The organism is Nevskia sp. (genome assembly GCF_021732705.1).
Lineage (GTDB): Bacteria > Pseudomonadota > Gammaproteobacteria > Nevskiales > Nevskiaceae > Nevskia.
Window position 1 is genome coordinate 246,078 of record NZ_JAKFUM010000011.1, and the last position, 25,776, is coordinate 271,853.

Below are 25,776 nucleotides of genomic sequence, written 5' to 3' on the forward strand. Positions count from 1 at the left end.
TTCGTTTCTGGAGCCGCACATGCAGCACCGCCGCCGCATCACGCTGAATGAAGGGGCTGACACCCAGCGCCACTACTACGCCCTCGCCGCCGTCGAGACCGGCCCCGGCGCGGGGCTGCGGTCGATTGAGCAGCTGGCGCGGCCGATCGATGCCAACCATTCGCTGTTCGGCAAGGTGCGGCTGAACGCGGAGACCTTCCGCAGCTTCGTCCGCAACTTCGAGGCGAACACGCTGGGGCAGGAGATCTACCTGGACCGGAACCACAACCCGGGCGATGGCGTGAACGGCGTATTCCGCGGCCTGCAGGTGGACCGGCAGGGCCGGCTGCTGGGAGATCTGGAGTGGAAGCCGTTGGGCGTGAAGACGTTCACCGAGGACGGCTTCAAGTACTTCTCGATCGACTTCACCGACGACTTCGTGCACCCGGAAACCGGCAAGAGCCACGGCCCGCTGCTGTTCGGCGCTGGCCTGGTGCCGCGGCCGTTCATCAAGAACATGACCCCTTCGGCCGGACCCGGCCGCCTGATGCTGAGCGACCAAGGGCGCTCGGTGTTCGTTCCTTCCCACCTGCGTCTCGAGGACTGCGACATGAAGAAGTATCTGGAGGCGCTGCGCGCCAAACTGCTGAGCCTGAAGCTGAGCAACGCGATGGTCGCCACCCTGCTGGCGCAGTTCGAGGCGCAGGCGATCGCGCTGGGCCTGGGCGACGATGAAGGCAAGCTGCACAAGCTGGGCGAGACCTTCGAAGCCACGGCAACGCAGCTCGCCGCCGGCGAATCGAACGTGACGCTGACCGTGAACGGCGGTCTGACGGCAGACGCGATCAGCACGGCCGTGGCCAAGGCGCTGGCCGATGCCGAGACCCGCCGCGTGACCCTGGCGCAGACGGCCGAGACCCACCGCAAGACGTTCACCGATGCCATCAACGCGGCACAGGGCTTGAGCGAAGTCACCCGCGCCTCGCTGCGCAAGCAGGCCGCCGCCATCACGGCGGAGATGACGGCCGAACAGGTCAAGACGCTGGCCGATGCGGCGATCGAGATCGGCAACGCCACCGAGGTGACGCTGCGGCGCGCGCAGCTTGGCTTTGGCGGCACGATGACCGGCGTACTGCCGAACGTGATGCTGACCAGCGATATCGGCACGCAGGCGCACGGCCTGATGCGCGAGCACCTGCAGTTCTCGGCCGCGAACGCCGGCCTGCGGCTGCCGGAGGAAAAGCAGCTGACCAGCTTCGCCCGCAAGGTGCTGGCCGAGTTCGATCGCCTGCACGGTGCGCGGCTGGATGCCGAGGTGAAGCGGCTGGCCGGTGATGGCAGCACCAACGTGGCGGACAGCCAGTTCCCGGTGGTGGCGCAGCGCCAGGTGATCATCGAGCTGCTGGCCGATCTGCGCTTCCTGCAGATGGTGCAGACCATTGTCGACCCGCAGGCGCAGGCGACGATGCAGATCCCGTACGAGCAGCGCAACACCGGCCAGGTGACCAACGGCGCGGTGGTGTACGAGGGCAACCCGATTCCGTACGGCGGCGTTCGCCAGCTGATGGATCAGGCCTACGTGGTGCCGCGCAAGATCGCCATGCTGATGAGCAATGAGCTGATCCACTTCACCCAGCGCGCGCTGATCAACTGGGATGCCTGGGCGCGCAACATCGCCAGCAATGCCCGCCTGATGCGCGACATCATCGCCACCGCCGTGGCGAACGAGATGCAGCGCAGCGCCGATGCCTTCGGCGCCGGCACGGTGACCAGCGAAACCATCACCGCGCAGGTCAACGGCACCCGCACCACGTTCAAGACCGCGCAGTTCCCGGTGGTGCGGCCGCGCACCGTGCGGGATCTGCAGGGCAACGCGATCGGCACCGAACAGAACGCGATCACGCTGACCATCAGCGGCACGCCCCGGCCGATGTACGACGGCACCGGCACGCAGGGCGCCGGCAACTACTGGCGCTTCACCGACTGGAACCTGGGCTATTTCCAGATCGTCAACCAGGCCGGCGCGGTGCAGACGCTGGCCAATGCCACGGCGGTGGTCATCAGCTACTCGAACAGCACCAACCGCAGCCTGTTCGATCTGGATATTCCGGGCGGCGTGGCCAGCTTCCGCGACCACGCGAACACGCTGCTGGACATCATCGGCCGGCGCAAGGCGATCCTCAGCCAGGAGCGTTTCGTTCAGGCGCAGTTCCTGGTCTGTGCCGCCACGCTGCACAACACGATCACCGAGGCCACCCAGTTCGAGCGTGATCAGCAGAAGGACGGCACCAACCTGGACGTGCGCGGCGACCTTGCCAACGTCAAGGGCCTGCCGGCGTTCGGCACCAACCAGCCCGGCATCGATCTCGGCGAAAGCCGGATCCTGATGGGCGAATCGAACGTGTGCAGCTACGCATCGCCAAGCCGTTCGTGACCGGCACGCCGTTCGAGGTGATGGACCCGACGACGATGCGCCCGACCGGCGAAAAGCAGGCGTATGGCGAGGAGTACTCGACCATCCACGTGCCGCTGCCGCTGCGTGGCCGCCTGACCAGCGTGATCGTCTACTCGGCCACCGCCCGCGCCGCGGTCTGAGCCCTTTCCTCCGACGCACCCTTGGGGCGGGCAACCGCCCCGATCCTTTTCGAGGACCGATTCATGACGCTGAAGATCATCACGCACCCGATCGACGCCCGCGGCCCGACCTATATCGGCAGCCGGCTGGTGTACCCGGGCGAATCCGTCACTGCGGACGTGCCGGATGCCGACGAAACCTCCACCACGAACGACGGCACGGCGCCGACGCTGGCCGATCTGCAGAAGGGCAGCATCGACTCGATCAAGAAGGCGCTGCCAGCGCTGACCGGTGGCGATCTCGATGCGCTGCTGAAGCTGGAGCAGGATGCTGCAAAGCCCCGCACCACGCTGATCAGCGAGATCGAGGCGGAGAAGCTGAAGCGCGCGGCAGGCGGGGCGTAAGCCGGCCATGCACTTCCTGTTCGAGCGCACGCTGGTGGAACCGAACGGCGTGTTCGGCCGGCTGGCGCTGGATCAGGTGCCGTTCTGCGTCACGGCCGAACAGCCGTGGCGCAACAACGCGAAGGGCCGCAGCTGCATCCCCGCCGGCGACTACGAGCTGCGGCCGTGGGACAGCCCGCAGTTCGGCATGGTGCTGATGTTCGTGAACCCTGCACTGCAGGTGTTCGCGACCGAAGCTGATGTGCCGCCGGCGCAGCGCGGCATCGGCCGTTCGCTGGTGCTGATGCACGCCGCCAACTGGCCGCACCAGCTGCAGGGCTGCATCGCACTGGGCAAGCACATCGCCCCGCTGCCGCCGTACGGCATGGCGGTGACCGACAGCCAGGACACGCTGAAGGCGCTGCGCAAGGTCTGGGGCAACCGGCGCGGCCACACGGCGACGGTGCGCTGGTTGTGCCCGATTCCGAAGGCCGCCCCGTGACTGCGCTGTTCACGGCGTGGCTGGTGCGGCGCTTCGGTGCTGCGGCGGCCGAGCGGATTCAGTCCCTGCTGTGGGCGCTGCTGGCGATCACCATTGTGGTGGGGTTCTGGGCCGCCTACTCGGTAGCCGCCTACCGCTACGGCGTCAGCGTGGAGCGCACGCGCGGTGCGCAGAAGGCCCTGCAGCTGGCGCTGCAGCACGAGCGCGCGCTGAGCGATCAGCGGGCGCGTTCCCTGAAGCTGCTGAATGAGTCGGTGACGATTGCCGAGCAGCTGCGCGATCACATCGACCGGCTGGCGCAGCAGCGCCAGACCACCGTGCGGACCATCATCAAGAGGATCCCCGATGTCACCACTGTCTATGTGCCGGCACCTGGTGCAGCCGCTGAGCCGCTGCCTGCTTGCCTGTTCACTGCTGGCTATCGCCGCCTGTGGAACACAGCCCTCGAGGCCGATCGCCTGCGAGCCGCAACCGATCCCGACGCCACCCGCGTGGATGCTGGCACCCTCGCCGCCTCCGATTCCGCTGCCGCAGGATCCACCGACACCACGCCCGGCGAACCTGCTGCCGGTGCCGAGCTCGCGATCGCCGCCGGCGTGACGCCTGCCGCCCTCCTCGAAAACCACACCCTCAATGCCGAGCGCTGCGCCGGCATCGAGGACTCGCGCACGGCGCTGATCCAGTGGATCCGCGCCGTGCGTGCTGACACCCCTGATCGGTAACTCCCCATGGCTCAATACGGTGTAGGCGTCCGCAACGCGATCCTTCAGGCGATCGAAACCACCTGGGGAGCCAACGCGATCATCGCCGGCTTTAGCGGCAGCATGCCGGCCAACTGCGCGGCGGCCGATGCCGGTACGCGCATCGCGCAGGGCACCTTGCCGGCCGATCCGCTGACCGCCCCGGCTAGCGGCGCCAGCGGCAAGAACGGCACCTGGACGATGACCGGCCTGGCCGCTGCCGGTGCCGGCACCAACCTCGATTACTACCGCGTTTACGACAGCGCCGGCACCACCTGCATGGAGCAGGGCTCGGTGACCAATACGGTCACGCTGAACACCAATGCTGTAACGGCTGCCAACGGCAACGTCCTGAACTTCGCGTCGACCACTGGCGTGGTGGTCGGCATGTTCGCCACCGGCACCGGCGTGCCGGCCGGTGCCACAGTGCTGGCCGTGACCGGTACCACGGTGACCCTGAGCCACACCAGTTCGGCCGGTGTCGGTTCCGGCGTGACGATCACCTTCCGCGGCGACATGTACGTGGACAACCGCAACGTGGCGAACGGTCAGGTGATCACCATCAACACCGTGACCAAGACTGCCGGCAACGCCTGATGCTGCAGCTGGCCGCCCATGTGCCTTCTGCTGCAGCGCTTGAAAGCGCGTGCGGGCCGTGGCCGACCTTGCTGGTTTTCGATGATCCGGCAGCCCCGGCCGACTGCGCCAGCCCGAACGCTGGCGAGTCGGTCTGGCAGGTGCCCTTGCCGGCAGGCTGGAAGCACGCAGCCGAGCGCGGCGTGCCGTGCGCGTTCAGCCCTGCAGACGACTGGCGCGGTCATTTCCGCGTGTGCGACGCCGCCGGTACCTGCTGCGCGCAAGGGCTTGCCGCAGTGGGTGCGGAGGCGATGGCCGAGATGCGCCTGCAGATCCTGCCGCTGAACACGCTGCTGACGATCGCGTTCGCGTAATGGCCTCGTTCATCGCCGCCAGCGCAGTGGCCTATTCAGGCTATGGCGCCGTAGACGTGGCGCTGCCCGCTGGCCTGTCGACGGGCGACGGCCTGTTTGCGTTTGTCATGGTCGAAGGCAGCGACGCGAGCGTCACCATGCCGTCCGGCTGGGATGAGGTCACCGTGAGCGGTACGCCGGTGGCCGTCACCGACAACATCACGCTGCGCGCCTATCGCCGGACTCGGCAGGCTGGCGATGCCGACGTGATTTCGATCAGCGCCAGCGCCATCTCGCAGGCCGTCACCATCCTGGCGTTCGGCGCGCTGGGTGCGGCCACCGTCTTCGCGGTCAACAGCACGGGCTTTGCCAACCAGCCGCCGTCGATCTCGGTCACGACGACCAGCGCCAACCAGTGGCTGCTGTACGTGGCCGGCATTGGCACGCAAGGGCGGACGATGACCCCGCCCGATGGCATGACGCAGCCGGCGGCCGTGGCAAGCGGCGGCAGCAGCGGATCCTCGTTTGTCTCGATGGGAGCGGCATATCAGGGGCCGATTGCGGCCGGCACCTATGCCCGGCAAGCGACGTGGGACGGCGGCAGCCCCACGGGTGCCTTGTTGCTCGCCGTTGCCGAGGATGCCGGCGGCGGTGGCGGTGGCGGCATCGCCGGGGATCTGGCTGACCAGACCACGGCTGCGGGCAGCGCGGCGGCCACCAGCGCGGTCGCGGCGGCCGCGGCGGATCGCTCGGTGCAGGCCGGCAGCGCCGCGGCCACCAGTGCGATCGCCTCGAGCGCGCTGGCTGCCACCGATCAGGCCGGCACGGCTGCGGCCAGCACGGCGATCACCGCCAACCTGAGCCACGGGCTCGATGCCGTGCTCGGCAGTCTCTACGGCATCGCAGCGATCGCAGCCGCTGCCGCCGGCGGCGTCGCCTGCGATGGCAGCGCTGCAGGCATGGCGGCAATCGCTGCCGATGCCGCGCAGACCACCACGCAAGCCGGCGACCTGAGCGCGGCAGCCGTGGCGATCCGGCAGGCGGACCTCGATGGCGCGATCGCGATCACGGCGGCCAGCGATGCCAGCAGCGCGATCAGCGCCAGCATGGCGCAGCTGCTGGATGCCGTCCTGGGCAGCTATGGCGGCAACGCGGCGACCGCCGGCGCGCTGCTGGGCGATGGCTCTGCCGCCAGTGCGGCCGAAGCCGGCAACGCGATCGCCGCCGGCACCGCGGGCAGCGTCAGCACCGGCAGCGAGCTGTCCGGCTCCGCGGTGGCGGTCACCCAAGCCGATGCCAGCCAGATTCTTGACCCGGTGGCGGGCGATCTCGCCGCCGGTGTCGCGATCAGCGCCAGCCTCAGCACCGGCATCGACACCGTGCTGGCCAGCCTCGGCAGTACCGTGGCGATCACGGCGGATCTGATGGCTGCGGTCGACGTCGAGAGCACGGCAACTGCCGCGGCGCGCATTGGCGCCAGCCTGGCGATGCGCTCGGCCGTGCTCGATGCAATGCAGGCGCGCGGCAGTCTGGAGCTGATCCCGGCGCGTACGGCGCGCGCGAAGCGGCCGACGACCCGGGCCCGCGCGCTGCGGCCGCAGATCAACGGGCGGGCCGTGGCGCGCCCGACCACCTGCAAGGCGGCGGCATGAGCACGTTCGTCAAGGATCCGCGCTACGAAGGCCCCTATGGCGTCGACATGAGCGACTGCCTCGCCGCCGGCGTGACCGTGGCTACCGTCGAGGTCACCGTGAATGCCCCTGGCCTCAGTGCCACCGGCGAAGGCGTGCGGGACGGCACCACGGTGTACGCGGTGATCGCCGGCGGCGTGCTGGGCAAGACCTACGAGGTCACCTTCATCGCGGTCTTGAGCAGCGGCGAGCGCGTGCCGACCACGATCCGGATTTCCATCGATACCGCATATGCGGTTCCCATCACCTGACCGGCCACCGTCATGAAAGATCGCCTTCGCACCGTCACGCCGGCTCAGCTGTTTGCCGCTCTTGCCGCCCTTACGTCGTTGGGGCTTACCTCGCAATCCGTGCGCGACTGGCTGGTGCTGATCGGCGAGTTCATGCAGCACCCGCTGGCGCTGACCATCGGCATCCTGATCATCGCGGCCTTGCTGGTCTGGCTGCTGATGCACAGCCAAGCGGATCGCGCTGCGCTGCGCGAGGAGCTGCAGCGCAGCCAGACCTGCATCCTCGCCATGAGCATGATCCTTAGCCAGGACTGGCGTTTCCGCGGCAAGCTGCCGGACGCGCAGCTGGTGATCGACGGCGAAATGTCGATGACCGAGTGGATGAACAAGCTCAATGCGCTGAACGTGCCGACCGCCGGGCACGGCCAGCCGGAGCGCGCGGCGTGAGCTTCACGCTCGAAACGGCACGCGAGCAGCTGGCGAGCTCGTTGCTGGATGCGCGCAGCCTGTTCGGCGAGGACGGCAGCGCAGCGCAGGGTGCCGCGCTGGACAACCACCTGCGCGCGGCGGCGGCCGATTTCAACCGCGTGCGGCCGCGCATCGAACCCTTCGAGCTGACGCTGATCGCCGATCAGGCGGACTACCCGGCCCCGGCCGGTGCGCTGCGCTTTCACCTGGCGGAGATGGTCGATGCAAACGCGCTGTTCGAACCCTACGATCCGCGCCGCCAGCCGCAGGTGCCGCTGCCGTTACTGATCCGCACCAGCACCGGCCGCAGCTGGCGCTTCCGGCCGGTGCCGACCCAGCGGCTGATCAGCGCGCTGGGCTGCCGGTACCGCTACACGGCCATCGTGGCGCACGTGCTGGCCGACGATGCCAACGACACCACGTTTGCCGATGCGGATCTGCCGCTGCTGGTGATGCGGGCGCAGGTGGAAAGCCTGCGCGCGCTGGCCATCCGCAACGCGCACAAGCCGTTCACCACGCGCGATCCCAGCTATGGCCAGACCCGCAACAGCACGCCGGCCGCGCTGGCGCAGATGACCTTGGACGCCTGGGAAGTACAGGTGCGCGAGGGCTTCCGGTCATGACCATCTCGCTGAAGGTGGAAGCCACCGGCGTGCAGGATGCGCTGGCGCGATCGCCGCTGGTGCTGCGCTACGTCGACCAGGCATTGGCCACCGGTGCCGCGCTGATCCAGCGCGAAGCCGTGCGCGCCGCGCCGAAGGCCGATGGCACGCTGGCGCGGAACATTCAGAGTGGCCGTCTGCAGGTGCTGCTGCACCAGATCAACAGCCGCGCCGCGCACGGCGCGTATGTGGAGCGCGGCACCGGGCTTTACGGCCCGGAGCGGCGCGCGCCCGGCAAGGGCGGGCTGGGGACCAACGGGCTGGCCAACATCGCCGCGTGGATTCGCCGCCGCGGCATCACCCCGCGCAATGGCGTGACGCCCGCGCAGCTGCCGTTCCTGATTGCCCGGAAGATCGCCCGCGACGGCACCCGCGCGCAGCCGTATCTGGCGCCCGCGAACAACCGCCAGAACGCCGGCCGCATCGCGGATCTGGTGCAGGCTGCAGCTCGCCGCGGCCTGACTGAAGCGGGGCTGATCCGGTGACCACCGAGGCCAAGGTGGCACTGATCAGGACCGCGCTGCAGGGCGCTTTCCCGAATCGCCTGGTCACGCGCAGCGCAGTGGATTTCGCGCAGCGCGCAGCGGCCGATCGCAAGCGCGGCGTGATCACGCTGGCCAGCAACTTCATCGGCGACCTGCGCGCACCGAATGCGTTCTTCGAGGTGGCGGGCCGGCTGCGGCTGGGGCTGCTGTACGAGTTCGAGCTGTCAGAGAAAGCCGATGGCGAGGCCGTCGAGCGTGCCGAGTGGGCCTTCCTCGAGGAGCTGCGCGCCTTCATCCGTTCCCCCGGCGACGGGCTGTGCCCGTTGGCCATCCTGAGCGCGGAGTTCAGCAAGCAGGCGGTGGTGCCCACCGGCTGGCTGTTCGCCGACCTTGAATTTTCCGAGCTGGACTGATCCCAGGAGCACGCCATGTTTGTTTACCCCGGCCGCACGGCCACCCTCGCCGGCTACTTCGAATCCGCGTTCCGCACGCCGGGCGCCACGCCGCAGGGCCAGCTGCTGAAGTTCAGCACGATGAATCCCGGGCAGGAGGCGGTGCTCGAGGAGAACCCGACGATTCAGGCCAACGCGCTCACCGACAAGCGCACCGAGATGGACAGCAGCGCCAGCATGGAGCTGAGTGCCATCCTGTGCCTGAACGACATCGGCTGGTGGCTGAAAGCGCTGCTGGGCTCCCCGACCACCACCGGCACCGGCACCTACACGCACACGTTCACGCTGAACCTGAACGACCGGCCGAGCCTGGCGTTCGAGGCCACGGTCACCGCGAACGCCGTGGTCCGCTATCACCGCTTCATCGGCATGATGCTGAACCAGCTGAGCTGGGATGCGCTGGCCAACAACCAGAGCTTCAGCGCCAGCTTGATCGGCGCGGTGGAAGTGAAGCCGCGGCCCACTGCGCCGCTGGATGCCTCGCTGACCCCGCGCTTTGCCACGCGCCGGGCCTGCACCAAACGCGCGAACGTGTACGACGTCAGCGGCAGCAACACGCTGGGCCGCTTGAACCAGACCACGATCCAGTGGAGCAACGACCTCACCGGCTATCCGCTGGCCGATGGCCAGGAGGGCTTCGGCGCGATCCTGCTGGGGCAGCCCGCCGTCAGCGGTACGCTGGGCGGCCTGTTCGAGGACGCCACCCTGTTCGATCACGCCTGGGGCAATGTCAGCAAGACGCTGGTGATCGATCAGGCCGATGAGACCGGGAACGCCACGATGAAGGTCACCATCCCGAACATCGAGTTCGATCGCCCGAAGCTGAACGTCAACACCAGCAAGGGCCTGGTGGTGGAAGGCGTGAACTGGCGCGCGCATTACGCCGCCGGCGCCAACCCGGTGACCGTGGTGCTGGTGAACGATGTCCCGTCCTACCCGTAAAGCCTCCCCATGACCTTGATCCTGAACACTCGCCGCCGCTGGATCGATCTGCCCGGCAGCCAAGGCACGCGCCTGCAGCTATCGCCACTGCCGGCATCCCGCCGGGCTGCGCTGATCGAGCAGGCGATGGTCACCAGGCCGCCGGCGAACGGCGCCCGCAAGAGCCCGCCGCCGGTGTTCGATCAGGCCGTATACGGCCAACTGGTGGCGGCTGAATGCCTGCACGGCTGGGATGGTGTGGACGAACAGGGCGACGACGGCCGCCCGCACCCGGTGCCGTTCAGCGCAGACGGCCGCACCGCGCTGATGGAGATCGACCCGGTGGCGGCGTTCGTGATCAACACCGTCACCGGCCTGGGCATTCACCTGCAGCAGTTGGAGACCGACGCGGGAAACGACTCCGCGCGTGCGCTGCCTGGGTAAACGCCGGCGGCCCACGCGCGCTGGCCACCCTGCGCGATCTCAAGGTGCGGCCGGGCAAGGCCGATCTGCCGCCGCGCCTGCAGTGGGAAACCGAGATCTGGACGTGGTTCTGGCGGCTGGCCGAAGTGCCGACCGCCGGCGGCGGCCCACGTGCTGGCCGGGCCGCGTGGCTGGAGCTGATCCGCACGCAGGGCTGGTGCCCGGATCTCGCGTTCGGGCTGCTGCGGGTGATCGAGGCCGCACTGCAGCCGCGCGACGGGCAAGCCGATGACCGACGCTGAGCGATTCCAGCTCGAAAGCTGGCTGCAGCACAACGCCCACAACAAGGGCCATGCCGGCACCACCGTGGCGAACTACCGCGCGGCCGTGGAACAGCTCAGCGCCTGGTGCGACAGCCAGCGGCTGGTGATGACCCGGATCACGCCGGAGCAGGTGCAGAAGTTCGCCGGCATCGTGCTGCACGAACGCGGCCTGAGCACCGCCACGCGGCGGGTGTATGTCTCCGCGCTGCGGGGCTGGTTCAAGTGGCTGGTGAACCGGCGACTGATGAGCGTGAGCCCCTGCGAGACGCTCCCCTACCCGAAGCTGGGCCGGAACCTGCCGCTGCCGATCCCGACCGCGGATGCCGAGAAGATCCTCGCGCAGTGCGATCTGGACACCTTTGCCGGCGTGCGCGACGTGGCCATCCTGAGCGTGCTGATCGGCTGCGGGCCGCGCGTGAGCGGCCTGGTGGCGATGAACGAGGGCGACCTGATCTTTGCCGCCAGCGATGCCGGCATCGAGGAGATGGTGATTCGCCTGCGCGAGAAGGGCAAGCACGAGCGCTACGTGCCGGCGCCGGAGGAAACCCGGCTGCTGGTGCGTGCCTACCTTGGCCACCCGGAGCTCGAGGCGATCGACCGCCGCCTGCCGAGCGGCGAGCAGGTGCTATGGGTCAACCAGACCAACACCCACACGCTGGGCCCGGACCACCGCGGCGAGGCCCGCCGGCTGACCGAGTGGAGCGTGTGGAACATGATCAAGACCCACGGCGAGCGCGCCGGCGTGAACCCGCGCCACCTGCACCCGCATGCGTTCCGGCACCTGTACGGCCAGGAGCTGGCGGAAGGCGACGTGGATCTGGTGATCCGCCAGAAGCTGATGGGCCACGCCGACCCGAAGAGCACGGCGATCTACAGCCACATCGCGTTCCGGAAACTCAGAAAGGCAGCGACCGACGCCAACCCGATGAAGCGGATCAAGAACCCGGCGAGCGGGCTGGCGGCGTTTTTGAGGGGGAAGTGACCGTCTGACGTGCCGGAACAGCCTCTGTTCCGCGCGGTGAAAATACTTTTCACCTCTGTTCCGCGAAGTGGTACGCTTTTGCAACTCCTGAATTACAGCCGTGTCAACGGGTGATTCACGCAGAGAAGCAGGAAATTCCCTGACTTCGCCGAAAACGGGCCTCACAGAAGGCCCTGCACAGAGAGCGAACGCCATGGCGACGAGAAAAAAGCGGGTGATCCACCCAGCAGATATGCAATTGCGGTGCTATGCGCAGCTGGAAGGCGATCAGTGGGTCGCAGTTTGTATTGATTTCAATTTGGCGGCGCAGGCCAACAGTTTTGAGGAAGCTCGCAAAAAACTTCACCATCAGATCCTCTGGTACGTCTACGACGCGGTGGCAGGCGACGATCAGGCTCACGGGGTGGATTTGCTGCAGCGCAAGGCTCCTGTCGCACTTGTGCTGCGGTACCACGTGGTACACGCGATGAGCCGGTTCCGCGCCATGCGGGAGCGGGTGCGTGCCTTCTGCGACCTGCTACCACTTTCGCCGCAGAGACCCGCTGCTGCATGAGTTCGAAGTTCCCGCCCCTGGAATGCAGGGACGTGAAACGAATTTTGAAAAAACTAGGGTTCGCCTTCGTCGTGCAGCGCGGATCGCACGAGAAGTGGCAAAAGATCGTAGACGGCAAGCTCCGCAGCGTGACCGTGGATTGCCCGAATGCTCCCTTCAGCCAGACCTTGATCACCAGCATGGCGAGCCAGGCTGGAGTATCAAAGCAGGCGTTTTACGACGCGCTTCCGTGACTCCAGCGCTTTAGCCGCGCCGCCACAAATCCCGTCTGGCCTGATTGATTTCGTCAGCCGAGAGCGTTGGCATACCCTCAGCAACAGCCTGAGCACGTGCTGCGCGGAACTGCGAACCCAGCTTCAGGTCCGGCACATCCGGAGCGCTTTTCAGCGCCGCCATGAACGCGTCGACGTTATCGAACCTCGGCCCATTCCTGGGGTCGGCAGCTAGCTCTGCCGCGATCAGGGCATCGGCTTCGCGCTGCTGATCAGTGACAGGAGCGGCTGGCGGTTTCCGGGGCATGGCTACCAGTTGTCCGTGGTGGCGGTGGTCATGCAGGTGGCGTCACCGACTTGTCGATGCGGTTCAGCAACTCTGTCAGCAAAGACGCTGCTGCAGGCTGCCCGGCTACCGTAGGTCTCAGGAAGTCGCCCGGCTGGTTGTAATTGCTGTTGAGCAATTCAAGTCTCACCAGGGCCTTAGGCGAAGAAATCAAGCTGCGGGCGAACTCGGTCGTGACGATGAAACGCTGAGTCGATTCGGCCTTGGTGTAGAGGGTATTCCCGGAGCGTGTCACGTCCGAAGTGAAATCCGTCAATGTGCCAGCGGGCCGTATCGTAATCGGCTCGGCACCGAGGTTGAACTGGATAGCCTGAATGCTTTTGATATCGCGGAGCTTGGCCACGACCAAGATCGAGTCGCCGCCGGCCCACAGAAACCGAAGGGTCATGCGGGTGTCGCACAGCAAGCCTTCACTCGAGGGGCAATAGACAAAGCCCTCGCCCGTCTCGATGACACGCTTGCCGGTGAAGGTATCGACCCGCTCCGTGACGCCGCCCACGCCGAGGAATCCGGAGGATGTGGAAGCGCATGAAGCCAACCCAATCGATGCCAACGCGACGATCAGAACCTTCAGCATTCCCTGTCCCTCCAAAAGCGAAGTTGAAATTTTTTCACCGCTGGTGCATGTTACGTGCACTGCTACTAAAGCGTTACCCGCACACGAAAGGCTTGCGGTTTTTTTGTGCCCGTCATCACAGAACGGGTAGGCTTTCCATGGCGGGACGATAGGCCCCAATACAATACCCGCAAGGGGAATAAGGTCAGCCGTCTTTAGCGGTAGTTGAGTCCCGCCTTCCTCATCTTGAAGGCGGACTACTGAAGCTAAAGGAGTCCGTCATGCTGTCATCCGCCGCAGTGCCCTGCAGCCATATCCGGCTGCACTTCAAGCGTTCCACCCCCACCGTTGCCACCTTGCAGCACGCGCGCCGCGCGCTGCTGCGGGACGTGGCGCAGCAGTTGGAAGACCTTGACCGCTGGATCAAGGCCACCGGCATCAAGCCGAAGACCTACGGCGACCAGCTGTGTGCCGCGATCATCGAACATCGCTGCGTGTCCCGTGCGGCAACGGCGTTGAATGCTCAGGGCGTGAAGACTCCCGACAATCAGCCCATTACCGGACGATGGGTCCGCGAGTGGATGCTGCAATATCCCGGCAGTCAGCGGCCTGTGAATTGGGTGCTGTTTGATCTGGCATTGCGGCTGTGCCTTGGGACCCGCTACGGGCGCACCCCGGAAACCCGAGCGTTCGTTTTCGGAATTCGACGTGCGCAAGCCGATCTTGAAATCGAGCGCGGTTACTGGCAGCACCGGCAGTTCGCCAGCACCGTGCGGGCGGCGATGGAGGTGCGGTCATGAGCAATCGCAAGCGACCGCTTACCGACTTTGCACCTTTACGTTTTCCGTTCGAGCGAGACGAGATTCGGGTCAAGGTTGAGTCCGGGCTACCTTGGTTTTGCGCTACCGACTTGTCGCGGATTTTGCAGATCAGCAACACGCGCGAGTTTGTCAGGCGACTGGACGAGGACGAACTTCAGAAACTGCAGTGCCGAGACAGGAAAGGGAGGCTGGTGTTGATGAATTTCGTCTCAGAGTCTGGGCTCTATGCTTTGGTGCTGCGGACGCATCAGGCGCTGGAGGTTGGGTCAATCGCGCACCGGTTCCGGGGTTGGATTCGCAAAAGTCTTCTCCCTGAACTGCGGAAAAGCGGACTCCTTTCTGCAGGCAACCAGGGAGCCAAGGCATGAGCGCCCCGGATATCTCGGTGGACCTGATGGAACTGCGGGCCTACGTGGAAGGCGTGCAGACCCTGTGCTGTTTCGGGGAACAGCCGGTGCAGATGAGCAGCACCGCGTTGCTGCAACTGTTTGCCCCGGTGGCCACGCGCCTGCAGGTGATCGAGGAGCGGCTGACGGCCACGGCCTGACGGGACTACACTCCCGCCATCAGGCATAACGCCCCGTCGCGAAAGCCGCAGCATCCAACCGGATGCTGCGGCTTTTTTCGTTTGCGGGGCCATCGAGGCAGCGATGGCAGAGCCCAATCAGATCCGGCTGGTCCTTTCGCTCGACGGGCAGGAATTCACGTCGCGCATGGCGCAGGCGCGCCGGGAAACCGAAGGCCTGGGCACCAGTGCCAAGTCGGTCGACGCCGATCTGGCGCGGGTCGCGGCACAACTGAAGGCCATGGGCGATGCCGCCGCGATGGCCACGCAGCAGTTCCAGCGGGTGCAGCTGGAGAACGCCGGACTGGCGACCACGGCGGATTCCGCCGGCCAGATGCTGCGCAAGCAGCAGGACGAAACAATGAAGGTCGGCGCGGCGTCGCAGGCGGCTGGCCGACAGATCGGTTTTCTGGAATCAGCCGTCCGGGGGGTGATTGCTGGCATCGGCGTTGCCGGGTTGGTGCAGCTTGGTCAGACCGTGTTCACCGTGGGCACCGAGTTCGATGACCTGCGCGGGAAGATCACGTCCGCAACCGGGTCTGCAGCGGCGGGCGCAGCGGGCTTCACGTTCGTGCGGCTGGAAGCGGACCGGCTGGCGCTGCAGATCCAGGACACCGCCGCGAACTACGCGGATTTCGTGGCAGGCACGGCCAGCAGCGGGCTGTCCCGCACTCGCCGCGACGACATCTTCAGCGCGCTGAACGAGGCCGGCGCGGCCTACAACCTGACGCAGCAGCAGATCAACCAGAACTTCGACCAGGTGATCCGCATCGGCGGCAAGGCCAAGATCACGCTGGACGATCTGGCCGGCACTCTTGGCACCAACCTGCCGCAGACTTTTGACGCCGTGGCCCGTGGGCTGGGCATAACCAACGACCAGCTTCGGAATCTGATCAAGAACGGCGAACTGGCCGGCAACGAAGTGCTGCCAGCCTTGGGCGACGGTCTGCGTCTCGCCTTGGGCACCAGCGCGCAGACCGAGATTGCTGGCGCGGCCAATGAGGTGAAGCGCCTACGCAACGAATTGCTTCTACTGGCTGACAACACATCCGGCCCGGTGAAGTCCGCGTTCGGGGATCTGAGCAGCTACATCGCGACGCTGCTGCGCTACGAGCGCGAGAACGGGCTGACCGCTTCGGTGCAGACGTTCTTCGCGCCGCTGGTGGATACGGCGATTGCCGGCGCCAATGCCATCACCGGCGGCAATCTGCGCGGCATCGGCTCGCTGGCGCGGAGCACGAATGCCGCCCGCGATTTCGTCACCGCCAACCCGTTCGCGCCGCAGCTCTTCGACCCGAACCGACCAGCGGCTGCGCCGTTCATTTCCCCCGGCCGGCCTGCGCCGGACTTCCTGACCGGCGCCAACCTGCTGAGCTTCGGCCAGAGCGCGCCGGATCCGCGAGCCCAACGAGACGCCCAGCGCGACGCCAACCGCGCGCTGCGCGACGATGCCCGGGAGGCCGCGCGTGCCGCCGCCGACGAACTGCGCGACCGCCAGCGGGCGCTGGAGATCGCGGTGGAGCGCGAGGCATCGGAGCGCCGGACGATCGAGGACACGCGCGTACGGGCGGCGATCGTGGCGGAGGAGCTGCGCACTGGCGAGGCCCTGACCGGTGCGGCGCGCGATCTGTTCGAGCTGAAGGCCCGAGGCCGGAGCACTGACCAGGCGTCGCTCGCTACCGAGCTGGAGAAGCTGGCCGCGCTCGAGGCGCAGGTGAAGGCGCAGAAAGATTCCGAGGAACTGGCGCGCAATGCCCAGCGTGCCCGCGACCGCGCGGACGCTGCCTCGCAGCGCTTCTTGCGTCGCCGGGATCAGGGTCCGAACTTGGCGCGTGGCGAAGAGGACTCCGATCCGTTCGGACGGCTCGATAGCGGGCAAGAGCGTGCAAGGGGGCTTGCCCGGCAGGAGTATCAAAGCTTGTTGCGCCTAGAACTCGATGCGCAAATCGCGTCGCGCGCGGCTGGAACCGAAGACTTTGCTGCGAATCTGCAGCGGCAAAGAGACCTTGCAGCGGCACATGCAGAAGCGCTGATGGAGATCGATCAAGGCTATGCCAATGCGCGGGTGCAGGTCTTCGCCGAGATTTCGATGGGCACGGCGGCAGTCTTCGGCCAGTTAGCGACCTTGGCTCAAAGCTTTGGACGGAAAGGCTTCGAAACCTACAAGGCATTTGCAATTGCTCAGGCGTTGGTCGCGATCCCGGGCGTAGCGATCGAGGCATACAAGAGCACGGTAGGCATCCCGGTGGTCGGCCCGTTCCTGGCACCGGTGGCTGCGGCCACGGCCGTGGCCATCCAGCTGCGGCAGGTGGCGCAGATCCGCGCCGCCCAGCCACCCGGCCGGCGCTTCGGCGGGAGCGTGGCCGCCGGCGGGCTGTACGAGGTCACCGAGTCGGGTGTTCCGGAAGTGTTTCGCGACAGCCGAACCAGCCGCAGCTACCTGCTGCCCGGCAATGCCGGCGAGGTGGTGCCGCTGGGCAGTGGTGGCGGCAATGGTGGCGCTGCTGGCGGCGGGGCCTTGAACCTGAACGTGCAGGTGATCAACCAGGTGGCGAACGCGCAGGTGCGCACCGAGCGCAGCACCGATGCCGATGGCCGGCCGACCCTGCGGCTGATCGTGGCGGAGATCGGGCGCGATATCCGGGAGGGTGGCGAAGTGGGCAGCGCGATCCGCGATACCTACGGCCTGCGCCGCGCCGGGCGGGTGCTCTGATGCAGTACCCGGCCAGCCTGCTGCAGGCGCCGCTGCGCGCCAGCTTTGCCGACGCTGCCCCGGAGACGGTGATCCGCAGCCAGAACGACAGCGGCCCGCGCAAGGCCCGGCAGCGCTACACCGCAGCCGAGCGGCCGCTGAGCTGCACGGTGCTGCTGCGCTCACAGGCGGAGAAGGATCTGCTGGACAACTGGTTCCAGTACACGCTGGCCGGTGGCGCCCTGCCCTTCGCCTGGCCAGCGCTGGGCTCGGCGCTGGGCGAACGCAACCTGCTGAACAAGGGCAGCTTCGCGGATCTGCAGCGCGGACTGTGGACCGGTTCCGGCAGCACGATCCAGAGCACGACGGAAGCCTGGGGCGGCTTTTTTCAGGCGCTGCAGCGGGACAATTCCGAGAACGCGCCGTTCGATGTCACGCCCGGGCAGCGGCTGTTCACGCGGCTGCGGATGCGATCCACCGGCTGCACGTATCCGCTGGCGTTCAACGTGGCCTTTGCCAACGCCAGCGGCGCGAACTTCGTGTTCGGCGCCGGCGGCGACCTGCCGGCCAATACCGGCTGGACGCTGGTCACGGCGTCATGCCTGGTGCCGGATGGTGCGGTCAGCGGCCGCGGCTATCTGGTGATCAACGGACCGGCCAGTACCAACATTGGCCCGGCCGGGTTTGCCGAGCTGTCGGTCTCGACCTCGCCGCTGGATGCCCGCTACAGCGTAGTGGCCGGGCCGACCTATCGGCTGGCGGGTGCCCGCGTGTGGACCGCGGACCTTCAGCTGGTGCGCCTGCCGTGAGCCTGTCGCTGCGGGCGCTGCAGGCAGTGCTGGCCGAGAACACCGGCGAGGTGTTCGTGGAGTGCGCGGTGCTGTCCGGCGGCGGGCTGGCCAGCCCGGTGCGCATCGTCAACGACCCGGTGCCGCTGGTGCGCAGCGAAGGCACGTTCCAGCCGCTGGCCTTCGAGCTGGTGCTGCCGAAAGACGATGGCGAAAGCCTGCCGCAGCTCAGCATGGTGATCGACAACGTGGACCAGGCGATTGCCGCGACGCTGCGCAGCATCACCGGCACGCCCACGGTGCGGCTGGAGATCGTGCTGGCCAGCCAGCCGAACACGATCGAGGCCGGGCCCTACACCCTGACGCTGAAGCGCTGGCGGGTGAACGCGGACAGCGTGAACCTGCAGCTGGCGTACGAGAACATCCTGGACGAACCATTCCCGCGCGATCAGTTCACGCCGGTCAACTCGCCGGGGCTGTTCGGGTGACGCCGGCAATTGCCCGCTTTGTCGGCGTGCCGTACGTGGACATGGGCCGCGATCCGGCGATCGGGCTGGACTGCTGGGGCGTGGTCAAGGCGGTGCGCGAGCAGGTGTACGGCCTGGCCACACCGGACTACCGCGAACAGTGCCGCGCCGACCAGCCGGACCGACACGGGCTGATCGATGCCTGTGCGCGCGACTGGGAAGCGGTCACCGATCCGCAACCGGGCGACGTGGTGCTGCTACGCATCGGCAGCCATGTGCGCCACGCGGGCGTGGTGGTGGCCACCGCGCCGCTGCAGATGCTGAGCAGCACGGACGACGTTGGCAGCGCGATCGAGCGGCTGGACGGGCCGCGCTGGGCCACACGAATTGCCGGCTACTACCGGCAGGCACCGGAAGTAACGATCCGCGTGTTCCCGCAGCCGCTGCGCGCTGACTGCCTCGAGGCGAAGGCGCCCGCCGGCGGCAGCCTGAAGCAACTGCTGGGCGACGCGGCGGGCCACTACCGAGTGAGCGTCAACGGCGTGGAAGTTCCGCGCGAGCAGTGGCCCCACGTGCGGCCGAAGCCCGGCGCGCTGGTCACGGCACATGCGGTGCCGCAGCGGGTGTTCCGCCGAATCCTGGGCGCGCTGCTGGGCGTCATCAGCTTCATCACCAAGCCGCTGCTGAAGCTGCTGGCACCGCCGGTGCCGTCCGCCCCGGGTGCGGGCGACAGCTTCAACCGGCGCACGGCGCTGACCGGCACCCGCAACAACGTGGCGCCATACGAGGTGGTGCCCTGCGTGTATGGGCGAATGCGCTTCTATCCGCCGTTCGCCGCGCTGCCGTTCACCGAACAGGTGGGCGACACCCAATACCTGCGCGTGCTGCTGATGCTGGGATACGGCCCGCTGACGATCAGCGATATCCGCATCGGCACCACGCCGATCAGTTCGTTCCAGGGCGTGGAGGTCGAGATCGGCAGCGCGCCGTCGCTGTTCGCCAACGATGTCAGCGAGGAGACTTTGGCAGTGGAACTGAATGACCCCGCCAGCACCGTGACCCGCACCACGGCGCTGGGCGTGGATGAGTTCAGCTTCGATCTGGCTTTTCCGCAGGGTTTGTACAGCGTGGATGACCGCAACCGTACGCGGCTGGCCACAGTGCGCTTTTCGGTGGAGTACCGCGCAGCCGGCAGCGGCGGCGCGTGGATCAATCCGGTGCTGACTGGCACGGCCAGCTTCAGCGCCGGCTGGATCAGCGTGCCGGGCGGCGACTACGCCTTTGCCTGCGTGGGCATGGTGCGCGAGACGCGCATGGCCGGCATCCGCGTGAAGCCCGGCGCGCGCGGCCAGTACGAGGTGCGGATTTCCCGGCAGAACACGGTGACCGAGATCGGCAGCCCGACAATCACGGCGGCAGACTGCCAGCTGATTGCGCTGCGCGGCGTTACCTACACCGTGCCGAGTGCCGTGCCGAACACGCTGCTGCTGGCCATGCGGATCAAGAGCACCGACCAGCTCAATGGTGTGACCGATCGCATCAACGTGCTGGCGCAGCGTGCACTGCCGGTGTGGAGCGGCAGCGCCTGGGTGACACAGGCCACGCGATCGCCGGCGTGGGCGTTTGTCGACGTGCTGACCGGCATCGCGACCGAGCGCGCGGTGGACCGCAACAGCCGGCTGGCGCTGGCCGAGATCATCGACTGGGCAGCCGAGTGCACCACGCGTGGCCGCACCTTCGATGCCGTGATCGACAGCCGCACCACGGTGTTCGAGCTGGCGCGGGACATTGCCAGCGTGGGGCGCGCCAGCATCAGCCAGCGCGATGGCCGGTTCACGGTGATTCAGGACCAGGCGATCAGCGTGCCGGTGCAGTGGTTCACGCCGCGCAACAGCCAGAACTTCGAGGCGGAGATCTCGCTGGAGCCCCTACCCCATGCCGTGCGCGTGCGCTTCGTCAATCCCGATCTGGACTACCAGCAGGATGAAATCATCGTGCCGGATACCGGCTACACCGAGGCCACCGCCACCCGCTTCGAGACGCTGCAGCTGCGCGGGGTAACCAGCCCGCAGCAGGCCTGGCTGGGCGGCAAGTACTTCCTCGCGCAGAACCGGCTTCGGCGCACGAACTACACGCTCACCTGCGACGTGGAGAATCTGGTGGCGCGCCGCGGCGATCTGGTGGGCGTCGCCAGTGACGTGATCGGCGTAGGGCTTGGCAGCGGCCGGGTAACGCGCGTGGTGCTGAATGGCAGCAGCCAGGCCACCGAGGTGGAGATCGATGAATTCGTGACGCTGGCTGCCGGCCGCACGTATGCGCTGCGGATCCGCCGGAACATTGCGGCCAGCGTGGTCTCGCAGGTGACGTCGGTGGTCGGCACGGTCAACCGTTTCACCTTGATGACGCCGCTGGGCGGCGTGAATGTCGGCGATCTGGCGATGGTCGGCGAGCTGAACAGCGAAACCCGGCTATGCCGCGTGGTCTCGCAGGATCCCGGCCCGGACCTGACCGCCACGCTGACCCTGGTGGATGACGCACCGGAGTTGCTGGAAACCCAGAACCTGACGCCGCCGGCGTTCCCGCCACGCGGCGACATCGTGGTGGACCCGGCGCTGATCCAGTGCTGCCCGCGGCTGCCGACACTGGCCAGCGGCGGCACGTCCGGCACGGCACCGACCACCGCCCCCGGCGGATCCACGAGCCCGGTGATTCGAGTGTCCATTCCGTGACCGCTGCCTGCCTGCCGATCGATTATGTGGAGGTCCGCGTGCGGCCGAGCGCCGTACCGGATGACTGGAAATACCACCGCTTTGCCCCCGGCCAGCCGATCCTGATTCCCGGCGTGGAGGTGGGCGTGCAGTACGTAGTGGAAACCCGCTGCGTGCCGAAGCTCGGCGGCATTCCCAGCGACTGGAGTGCAGCCACGCACACGGTGCAGGCCGCGCGCCTGTACCTGCCGCAGGTGACCGGCGCTGCCGCCACGCCGCTGGCCGATGGCGTGCACCTGATGTGGACCCGCCCGGCCGGACTGGCAGCCGACGTGCGCACCGAGATCTACCGCGCGCCGGACGCCGGCGGCATGCCCGGCACCTTCACCCTGCTGTTCATCGCCCCGGGCACCGCCTACAACGATGCCGTGACCAACGGCGCGCTGTACTGGTACACGATGCGCTTCGTGGATTACGGCGGCAGCAGCGGCAGCTACAGCACACCGGTGTATGCCCGGGCCAAGACGGTGGAAGACGGGGCCACCAACGGCGCGGTGCTGGGGACCAACCTGATGCTGCCCGGTGGCGGCGGCGTGGTTTCGAATCTGGACCAGTTCCCGGACGGCACGAACTACGCGCGGCTGCGCGCAAACCAGCTTCAGCGCGGCGTGCTGATCGGCAAGATCCAAGGCGCGAACCTGTGCCCGAACCCGGGCTTCGAGCTGAACGATGCTGACTTCCCGGCCGGCGCGGTGCTGACGGCGAGTACCGGTATCTGCGATGGCTGGTATCGGTCGGTCTCGACCGGCGGCTGGGCGGTGTCCCGCGAGACCAGCGGCTTCGCGCCGCATTCCGGTGGCGCGAACCTGCTGATCAGCCTGCAGCCCGGGCAGAGCCTGGGGCCCGGCACCTATGGGTGCGTGGTGCAGTCCGACCGCATCAACGTGATTGGCGGTGACGATTACATCTATGGCGGCTTCCGCCGGGCCGATGCCCATGCTTCGCTGCCTGGCACGGTCAGCGCGCTGCGGCGCATCGGCCTGTTCTGGTATCGGGCGGATGGCTCCGCGTGCACGCCTCCGGAAAGCTATGCCGACGCCACCGGCGCGGCCGGCATCGCCTACGAGGCGGACTACCTGAGTTACCGCATCACGGCCCCCAGCGATGCCGCCTATGCGCGGTTCCAGTGCGCGGCGTTCATCATCGTGGCCAGCGGCACGTTCAATACCGGCAGCTCGCTGTACTGCGATGCCCGGTTCGATGACATGCGCCTGACCGCGGCGGTGTCGATCGACAAGCACGTGGTCGACGGGCCGGTCTACAGCCGCACCGGCACGCCGTATCTGCAGGCGGGCCGGCCGCGCTCGGTCACGTCGGGCAAGAACATGTTGGTCAACCCAACGTTCGAACTGGCGAGCGTCGGCATCGGCACCGGTGGTGGTGGCGTCACGACGATGCAGGCGGGCGTGATCGTGCTGGACGGCTGGGAGACGACCAGCGGCGACGGCACCAACATCGGCGCGTTCCCGCAGGATGCCGTGCAGTTCGCCTATGACACGGTGGCGTTCGCGGGTTCGCGTGCCGTGCAGCTCCGCGTGCCAGCGGGCCAAGGCATCACGGTCAACAGCAACAGCTATCACGCGCTCGCGCTGCAGAGCGATCGCGTCTATCCGCGGCCGAACGAGGCGTTCCTGCTGACCGGCCAGCGCTGGGTCGATTCGGCCTATCTCACGAGCGTGGCCGGGCTCGAGTTCATCGCGCGGGTCGGCATCTGCTGGTTCACCAGCACCGGTACGCTGCTGTCATCCGGTGGTTTTCAGTTCGCCGATCTGAGTGCTGGCACCGGCAGCGCCTACGCCGGCTTCACGATGACCGGATCAGTGCCGGCGGCGGCGGCCTTCGGCCGGGTCTACATCGGCCTGTTCGTCCGCAACACGACCGGCGCGACGATCACGCCCGGCAATTTCTATGCGGTGTTCCGGGTCGACGACCTGAGCTTCACGCAGCCGGTGTCGCTCGATGCTGAAGTGCTGGACGGCGGCACCTTCGGCAAGACGCGCGTCGACATCCTGACCGACAACCGACCGGACTTCGCCAAGCCGATCCCGAACCGGACCGCCGACTACATTGCCGAGACTGGCGGTCGGCGCTGGGCTGCCGAAAGCGGCGCGACGGTCGGCGCCACTGCCGGCGTGAACCTGCGGCGAAACAGCGGCGTGACGCTCGACGATGCCGATGTGATCACGAGCATGGGCACGGCCAATGACGTGGCCAATGTCAATGGCACGGCAGCCGCGATCGTAAGGAGCAACGCTTTTGCGGGATGGGCGCTCACAGACCCTACAACCGGTGTGCGCGTAGGCGGCGGCCGCAATCTGCCGCCAGTCAGAACAGCCGGAGCGGGGAGCCAGTGGAACGGCGCGAACCTCACTGCGTCGTGGGACTCAGCGAGTCCCGCCAATGTCACGATCACGGCGGCGGCGGGGACGCTGCAGCAGGGCAGTTTTGGCGCCAGCTTTGGCGCCTCAAGCGTCGCTCTCGGTGCAATTCCCCGCGGTTCGCCACAGACCTTCCGGCTGTATTACGAGGGCAGCACGATCCTTCTGGGCGGGACGTTCAGCCTGCAGGCCACATCCAACCCAGTGACGCTGGTCAGCAGCGATCTGCGCATCCATGTGGGCACCATCACTTTTACCGTTCCGGTCAGCGGAGGGTCCGGCTCGGGCGGCACTCCAACCAGAGGCGGCGGCGGAGTCATTCCATGAGCTACACCAAGGTCACCGATCCCGCCGACCTGGCGGCGTTCACACTGCCTGACCCTGACACTGGCGAGCCGATCAGCGTCATCGCGCCAGACGAGGAACTGCTGCTACTGGACACCGGCGACTACGTGGCAGCGAGTTGCTCGGCCTATCGGCACGAGCACATGGGCGGCCGGACGCTGATCGGCGTGGTGCGCTGGCTGGATCATGAAGGTGGCGCGGTGCTCGATGCGCTGGATCGCCGCGTTATGGTCACCATGCAGCACACGGCCAGCGTGGGGCAGCTGACGCGCTATGGCGAGGGGCCGCTGAAGCGCGAGCTGCTGCTGATGCTTCTCGGTGAGCCGCCAACGCTGATCGAAGGCGAGCCCATCATCATCTGGCCCGATGATGTGCGCGCCAGCGTCAGCATTCGCAACGCGATCACCGCGGCAACCAATGAGGGCCCGGCGTACGACCTGGCAGACCTGCTGTGACGATCGAGATCCGCTGCGAGGTGGGCAGGCTGCTGATCGGCGATCACGCCGTGCTGTCGGGCAGCATGCTGGCGGTGACGCTGGCCCAGCTACCGATCGAGATCTCCGCCGACGTTGCGACGGGCGTCTGGCGCGCGCTGCTGACGCATGCCGGTACCGCCGTGGATCCAGCGATCGACGTGGCGGTGATGTACGGCGAGGCGCTGGGCGAGCGCTACAGCCTGACCCCCGCAGGCGTCAGCCGGTTCGGCTGCAGCGTGGTGATCGAGGGCGAGCTGGGCGATCGCGTGCTGATCAGCGCGGCCGCGCTGCCGGCTGGTGATGTCAGTCCTGCAGCCTGAGCAGCTGCAGCCAGCGCGCGGCCTTTTCGTCGCTCATGCGCTCGACTTCCGCGTGCAGGGCTTCCTTGCTGGAGACGTAGTTCAGCGCCGTGTCTGCTACGGCAACGGCTGGGGGTACCGGGGCGCTACCGAACAGCGGCGGCTGTGCCTGCAGCATTTCGTAGCGGCCTACGCGGCCCTCCGCCACGGCCGCGAAGACGGCTGATTCCAGCAGGTGGTTTTCCGAGCCGAACCGCTGGTGCGTGCATACGGCGTACTGATCCAGCGATATCCGCCCCAGCTCGCCAGCCAGCACCACGAACGCGGCGGGCAGCGCTGCGAATGGTTGACGCTCGATCACCAGGAGCCAGCGCTTGGTCGTGGCGTCGATCGCGCGGATGGCACGCGCAGCAGTGGCCGGCGACAGGATCTCGCGCATGCGGCGCGCGGCGCTGACATCGGTCTCGAAATGCTCCACCTGGTACGGCGCACCCATGCCGGTCAGCAGCCAAGTGACGTTGACGTTTTCGGCCTCCGCCAGCTGCTGCAGCTTGGTGCTGCCCGGTACCACGCCGGCCTTGATCCGGGTGACATCGTTGGCAATCCAGCCGATGCCCTTCAGCCAAGGCGTGAGTTTTCGGCCGGCCGCTATTTTCTCAATGCGATCAATGAACAGGCTCGCGTCAGTGCGAATTTCCGTATCAGCGGCTTGCTTAGTACGGTTTTTGTGATTAGATTTTTCACCACGCACCACGGAGACACCCC

32 protein-coding genes are annotated in these 25,776 nt (G+C 67.2%); 29 read left to right on the forward strand and 3 right to left on the reverse strand.

Annotated elements, in window-relative coordinates; translation table 11 throughout:
- Nucleotides 1–19: 19 nt before the first annotated feature.
- The 19 genes from QZ951_RS14985 to QZ951_RS15075 all read left to right on the forward strand — a co-directional run bounded on the left by QZ951_RS14985 (nt 20) and on the right by QZ951_RS15075 (nt 12,531).
- A complete protein-coding gene (locus QZ951_RS14985) occupies nt 20–2,413 on the forward strand; it encodes a hypothetical protein (RefSeq protein ID WP_293001944.1) in 2,394 nt (797 codons plus the stop codon).
- Nucleotides 2,383–2,574 carry a hypothetical protein gene (locus tag QZ951_RS14990; protein ID WP_293001947.1) on the forward strand — a complete coding sequence of 64 codons (192 nt, stop codon included), beginning with the start codon at nt 2,383–2,385 and terminating at the stop codon, nt 2,572–2,574. The genes QZ951_RS14985 and QZ951_RS14990 overlap by 31 nt, the downstream gene beginning before the upstream one ends.
- A gap of 63 nt (nt 2,575–2,637) precedes the next feature.
- Nucleotides 2,638–2,958, forward strand: coding sequence for a hypothetical protein (locus QZ951_RS14995; RefSeq protein ID WP_293001949.1), 321 nt, complete (start codon nt 2,638–2,640; stop codon nt 2,956–2,958).
- 7 nt (nt 2,959–2,965) lie between these two features.
- Nucleotides 2,966–3,439 (forward strand): DUF5675 family protein, encoded by a 474-nt coding sequence (locus QZ951_RS15000; protein ID WP_293001951.1) that lies wholly within the window; start codon nt 2,966–2,968, stop codon nt 3,437–3,439.
- On the forward strand, nt 3,436–4,161 hold the full coding sequence (locus QZ951_RS15005; protein WP_293001953.1) for a hypothetical protein: 726 nt from the start codon (nt 3,436–3,438) through the stop codon (nt 4,159–4,161). The genes QZ951_RS15000 and QZ951_RS15005 overlap by 4 nt, the downstream gene beginning before the upstream one ends.
- A gap of 6 nt (nt 4,162–4,167) precedes the next feature.
- Nucleotides 4,168–4,776 carry a hypothetical protein gene (locus tag QZ951_RS15010; RefSeq protein WP_293001955.1) on the forward strand — a complete coding sequence of 203 codons (609 nt, stop codon included), beginning with the start codon at nt 4,168–4,170 and terminating at the stop codon, nt 4,774–4,776.
- The gene (locus QZ951_RS15015; RefSeq protein ID WP_293001957.1) at nt 4,776–5,129 is read left to right on the forward strand and encodes a hypothetical protein; all 354 of its coding nucleotides are present in this window, start codon (nt 4,776–4,778) and stop codon (nt 5,127–5,129) included. Before QZ951_RS15010 ends, QZ951_RS15015 begins: the two co-directional genes overlap by 1 nt.
- Complete coding sequence (locus tag QZ951_RS15020) at nt 5,129–6,760, forward strand: hypothetical protein (protein WP_293001959.1); 1,632 nt, start codon at nt 5,129–5,131, stop codon at nt 6,758–6,760. Before QZ951_RS15015 ends, QZ951_RS15020 begins: the two co-directional genes overlap by 1 nt.
- On the forward strand, nt 6,757–7,050 hold the full coding sequence (locus tag QZ951_RS15025) for a hypothetical protein (protein ID WP_293001961.1): 294 nt from the start codon (nt 6,757–6,759) through the stop codon (nt 7,048–7,050). Before QZ951_RS15020 ends, QZ951_RS15025 begins: the two co-directional genes overlap by 4 nt.
- 12 nt (nt 7,051–7,062) lie before the next feature.
- Nucleotides 7,063–7,476, forward strand: coding sequence for a hypothetical protein (locus tag QZ951_RS15030; RefSeq protein WP_293001963.1), 414 nt, complete (start codon nt 7,063–7,065; stop codon nt 7,474–7,476).
- Nucleotides 7,473–8,120, forward strand: coding sequence for a hypothetical protein (locus QZ951_RS15035; protein ID WP_293001965.1), 648 nt, complete (start codon nt 7,473–7,475; stop codon nt 8,118–8,120). Before QZ951_RS15030 ends, QZ951_RS15035 begins: the two co-directional genes overlap by 4 nt.
- Nucleotides 8,117–8,644, forward strand: coding sequence for a hypothetical protein (locus QZ951_RS15040; RefSeq protein WP_293001967.1), 528 nt, complete (start codon nt 8,117–8,119; stop codon nt 8,642–8,644). The genes QZ951_RS15035 and QZ951_RS15040 overlap by 4 nt, the downstream gene beginning before the upstream one ends.
- Nucleotides 8,641–9,057 carry a hypothetical protein gene (locus QZ951_RS15045; RefSeq protein ID WP_293001969.1) on the forward strand — a complete coding sequence of 139 codons (417 nt, stop codon included), beginning with the start codon at nt 8,641–8,643 and terminating at the stop codon, nt 9,055–9,057. The genes QZ951_RS15040 and QZ951_RS15045 overlap by 4 nt, the downstream gene beginning before the upstream one ends.
- 15 nt (nt 9,058–9,072) lie before the next feature.
- Nucleotides 9,073–10,038 carry a phage tail tube protein gene (locus QZ951_RS15050; RefSeq protein ID WP_293001971.1) on the forward strand — a complete coding sequence of 322 codons (966 nt, stop codon included), beginning with the start codon at nt 9,073–9,075 and terminating at the stop codon, nt 10,036–10,038.
- A gap of 9 nt (nt 10,039–10,047) precedes the next feature.
- Nucleotides 10,048–10,461 (forward strand): hypothetical protein, encoded by a 414-nt coding sequence (locus tag QZ951_RS15055; protein WP_293001975.1) that lies wholly within the window; start codon nt 10,048–10,050, stop codon nt 10,459–10,461.
- Between the two features lie 44 nt (nt 10,462–10,505).
- The gene (locus QZ951_RS15060; protein ID WP_293001978.1) at nt 10,506–10,742 is read left to right on the forward strand and encodes a hypothetical protein; all 237 of its coding nucleotides are present in this window, start codon (nt 10,506–10,508) and stop codon (nt 10,740–10,742) included.
- A complete protein-coding gene (locus tag QZ951_RS15065; protein WP_293001981.1) occupies nt 10,729–11,745 on the forward strand; it encodes a tyrosine-type recombinase/integrase in 1,017 nt (338 codons plus the stop codon). Before QZ951_RS15060 ends, QZ951_RS15065 begins: the two co-directional genes overlap by 14 nt.
- A gap of 193 nt (nt 11,746–11,938) precedes the next feature.
- On the forward strand, nt 11,939–12,298 hold the full coding sequence (locus QZ951_RS15070; protein WP_293001984.1) for a hypothetical protein: 360 nt from the start codon (nt 11,939–11,941) through the stop codon (nt 12,296–12,298).
- A gap of 32 nt (nt 12,299–12,330) precedes the next feature.
- Nucleotides 12,331–12,531: a type II toxin-antitoxin system HicA family toxin gene (locus QZ951_RS15075; protein WP_293001987.1), complete on the forward strand. Its 201-nt coding sequence runs from the start codon at nt 12,331–12,333 to the stop codon at nt 12,529–12,531.
- 10 nt (nt 12,532–12,541) lie between these two features.
- On the opposite strand, the gene QZ951_RS15080 is transcribed toward QZ951_RS15075, so the two are convergent.
- Together QZ951_RS15080 and QZ951_RS15085 are read right to left on the reverse strand one after the other, a co-directional pair.
- Nucleotides 12,542–12,817: a hypothetical protein gene (locus QZ951_RS15080; RefSeq protein ID WP_293001990.1), complete on the reverse strand. Its 276-nt coding sequence runs from the start codon at nt 12,815–12,817 to the stop codon at nt 12,542–12,544.
- 28 nt (nt 12,818–12,845) lie between these two features.
- Nucleotides 12,846–13,433, reverse strand: a complete 588-nt coding sequence (locus tag QZ951_RS15085; protein WP_293001992.1) for a hypothetical protein — start codon at nt 13,431–13,433, stop codon at nt 12,846–12,848.
- 260 nt (nt 13,434–13,693) lie between these two features.
- Here QZ951_RS15085 and QZ951_RS15090 point away from each other — a divergent pair, with 260 nt between their 5' ends.
- From QZ951_RS15090 to QZ951_RS15135, 10 genes are all read left to right on the forward strand, one after another.
- Nucleotides 13,694–14,212: a hypothetical protein gene (locus QZ951_RS15090; RefSeq protein ID WP_293001995.1), complete on the forward strand. Its 519-nt coding sequence runs from the start codon at nt 13,694–13,696 to the stop codon at nt 14,210–14,212.
- Complete coding sequence (locus QZ951_RS15095) at nt 14,209–14,601, forward strand: BRO family protein (RefSeq protein WP_293001998.1); 393 nt, start codon at nt 14,209–14,211, stop codon at nt 14,599–14,601. The genes QZ951_RS15090 and QZ951_RS15095 overlap by 4 nt, the downstream gene beginning before the upstream one ends.
- Nucleotides 14,598–14,780, forward strand: coding sequence for a hypothetical protein (locus QZ951_RS15100; RefSeq protein WP_293002001.1), 183 nt, complete (start codon nt 14,598–14,600; stop codon nt 14,778–14,780). The genes QZ951_RS15095 and QZ951_RS15100 overlap by 4 nt, the downstream gene beginning before the upstream one ends.
- Before the next feature lie 166 nt (nt 14,781–14,946).
- Nucleotides 14,947–17,511 (forward strand): tape measure protein, encoded by a 2,565-nt coding sequence (locus QZ951_RS15105; RefSeq protein WP_293002003.1) that lies wholly within the window; start codon nt 14,947–14,949, stop codon nt 17,509–17,511.
- Nucleotides 17,511–18,299 (forward strand): hypothetical protein, encoded by a 789-nt coding sequence (locus QZ951_RS15110; RefSeq protein WP_293002005.1) that lies wholly within the window; start codon nt 17,511–17,513, stop codon nt 18,297–18,299. Before QZ951_RS15105 ends, QZ951_RS15110 begins: the two co-directional genes overlap by 1 nt.
- Entirely contained in the window at nt 18,296–18,766 is a 471-nt protein-coding gene (locus QZ951_RS15115; RefSeq protein WP_293002007.1) for a DUF1833 family protein, read from the forward strand. The genes QZ951_RS15110 and QZ951_RS15115 overlap by 4 nt, the downstream gene beginning before the upstream one ends.
- Nucleotides 18,763–21,474 (forward strand): host specificity factor TipJ family phage tail protein, encoded by a 2,712-nt coding sequence (locus QZ951_RS15120; RefSeq protein ID WP_293002009.1) that lies wholly within the window; start codon nt 18,763–18,765, stop codon nt 21,472–21,474. The genes QZ951_RS15115 and QZ951_RS15120 overlap by 4 nt, the downstream gene beginning before the upstream one ends.
- Entirely contained in the window at nt 21,471–24,218 is a 2,748-nt protein-coding gene (locus QZ951_RS15125; RefSeq protein WP_293002011.1) for a hypothetical protein, read from the forward strand. The genes QZ951_RS15120 and QZ951_RS15125 overlap by 4 nt, the downstream gene beginning before the upstream one ends.
- Entirely contained in the window at nt 24,215–24,691 is a 477-nt protein-coding gene (locus tag QZ951_RS15130; RefSeq protein WP_293002013.1) for a hypothetical protein, read from the forward strand. The genes QZ951_RS15125 and QZ951_RS15130 overlap by 4 nt, the downstream gene beginning before the upstream one ends.
- Complete coding sequence (locus QZ951_RS15135) at nt 24,688–25,032, forward strand: hypothetical protein (RefSeq protein WP_293002015.1); 345 nt, start codon at nt 24,688–24,690, stop codon at nt 25,030–25,032. The genes QZ951_RS15130 and QZ951_RS15135 overlap by 4 nt, the downstream gene beginning before the upstream one ends.
- On the opposite strand, the gene QZ951_RS15140 is transcribed toward QZ951_RS15135, so the two are convergent.
- Nucleotides 25,016–25,765: a hypothetical protein gene (locus QZ951_RS15140; protein WP_293002017.1), complete on the reverse strand. Its 750-nt coding sequence runs from the start codon at nt 25,763–25,765 to the stop codon at nt 25,016–25,018. The genes QZ951_RS15135 and QZ951_RS15140 overlap by 17 nt on opposite strands.
- Nucleotides 25,766–25,776: the final 11 nt, after the last annotated feature.

Bases quoted from the DNA above. Each gene is read 5' to 3' on its own strand.
- QZ951_RS15040 (WP_293001967.1), top strand. From the start codon at position 8,117: ATGACCATCTCGCTGAAGGTGGAAGCCACCGGCGTGCAGGATGCGCTG.
- QZ951_RS14995 (WP_293001949.1), top strand. From the start codon at position 2,638: ATGACGCTGAAGATCATCACGCACCCGATCGACGCCCGCGGCCCGACC.
- QZ951_RS15085 (WP_293001992.1), bottom strand. From the start codon at position 13,433: ATGCTGAAGGTTCTGATCGTCGCGTTGGCATCGATTGGGTTGGCTTCA.
- QZ951_RS15050 (WP_293001971.1), top strand. From the start codon at position 9,073: ATGTTTGTTTACCCCGGCCGCACGGCCACCCTCGCCGGCTACTTCGAA.
- QZ951_RS15065 (WP_293001981.1), top strand. From the start codon at position 10,729: ATGACCGACGCTGAGCGATTCCAGCTCGAAAGCTGGCTGCAGCACAAC.
- QZ951_RS15095 (WP_293001998.1), top strand. From the start codon at position 14,209: ATGAGCAATCGCAAGCGACCGCTTACCGACTTTGCACCTTTACGTTTT.
- QZ951_RS15090 (WP_293001995.1), top strand. From the start codon at position 13,694: ATGCTGTCATCCGCCGCAGTGCCCTGCAGCCATATCCGGCTGCACTTC.
- QZ951_RS15015 (WP_293001957.1), top strand. From the start codon at position 4,776: ATGCTGCAGCTGGCCGCCCATGTGCCTTCTGCTGCAGCGCTTGAAAGC.
- QZ951_RS14985 (WP_293001944.1), top strand. From the start codon at position 20: ATGCAGCACCGCCGCCGCATCACGCTGAATGAAGGGGCTGACACCCAG.
- QZ951_RS15080 (WP_293001990.1), bottom strand. From the start codon at position 12,817: ATGCCCCGGAAACCGCCAGCCGCTCCTGTCACTGATCAGCAGCGCGAA.
- QZ951_RS15000 (WP_293001951.1), top strand. From the start codon at position 2,966: ATGCACTTCCTGTTCGAGCGCACGCTGGTGGAACCGAACGGCGTGTTC.
- QZ951_RS15130 (WP_293002013.1), top strand. From the start codon at position 24,215: ATGAGCTACACCAAGGTCACCGATCCCGCCGACCTGGCGGCGTTCACA.
- QZ951_RS15055 (WP_293001975.1), top strand. From the start codon at position 10,048: ATGACCTTGATCCTGAACACTCGCCGCCGCTGGATCGATCTGCCCGGC.
- QZ951_RS15070 (WP_293001984.1), top strand. From the start codon at position 11,939: ATGGCGACGAGAAAAAAGCGGGTGATCCACCCAGCAGATATGCAATTG.
- QZ951_RS15020 (WP_293001959.1), top strand. From the start codon at position 5,129: ATGGCCTCGTTCATCGCCGCCAGCGCAGTGGCCTATTCAGGCTATGGC.
- QZ951_RS15100 (WP_293002001.1), top strand. From the start codon at position 14,598: ATGAGCGCCCCGGATATCTCGGTGGACCTGATGGAACTGCGGGCCTAC.
- QZ951_RS15105 (WP_293002003.1), top strand. From the start codon at position 14,947: ATGGCGCAGGCGCGCCGGGAAACCGAAGGCCTGGGCACCAGTGCCAAG.
- QZ951_RS15030 (WP_293001963.1), top strand. From the start codon at position 7,063: ATGAAAGATCGCCTTCGCACCGTCACGCCGGCTCAGCTGTTTGCCGCT.
- QZ951_RS15010 (WP_293001955.1), top strand. From the start codon at position 4,168: ATGGCTCAATACGGTGTAGGCGTCCGCAACGCGATCCTTCAGGCGATC.
- QZ951_RS15110 (WP_293002005.1), top strand. From the start codon at position 17,511: ATGCAGTACCCGGCCAGCCTGCTGCAGGCGCCGCTGCGCGCCAGCTTT.
- QZ951_RS15025 (WP_293001961.1), top strand. From the start codon at position 6,757: ATGAGCACGTTCGTCAAGGATCCGCGCTACGAAGGCCCCTATGGCGTC.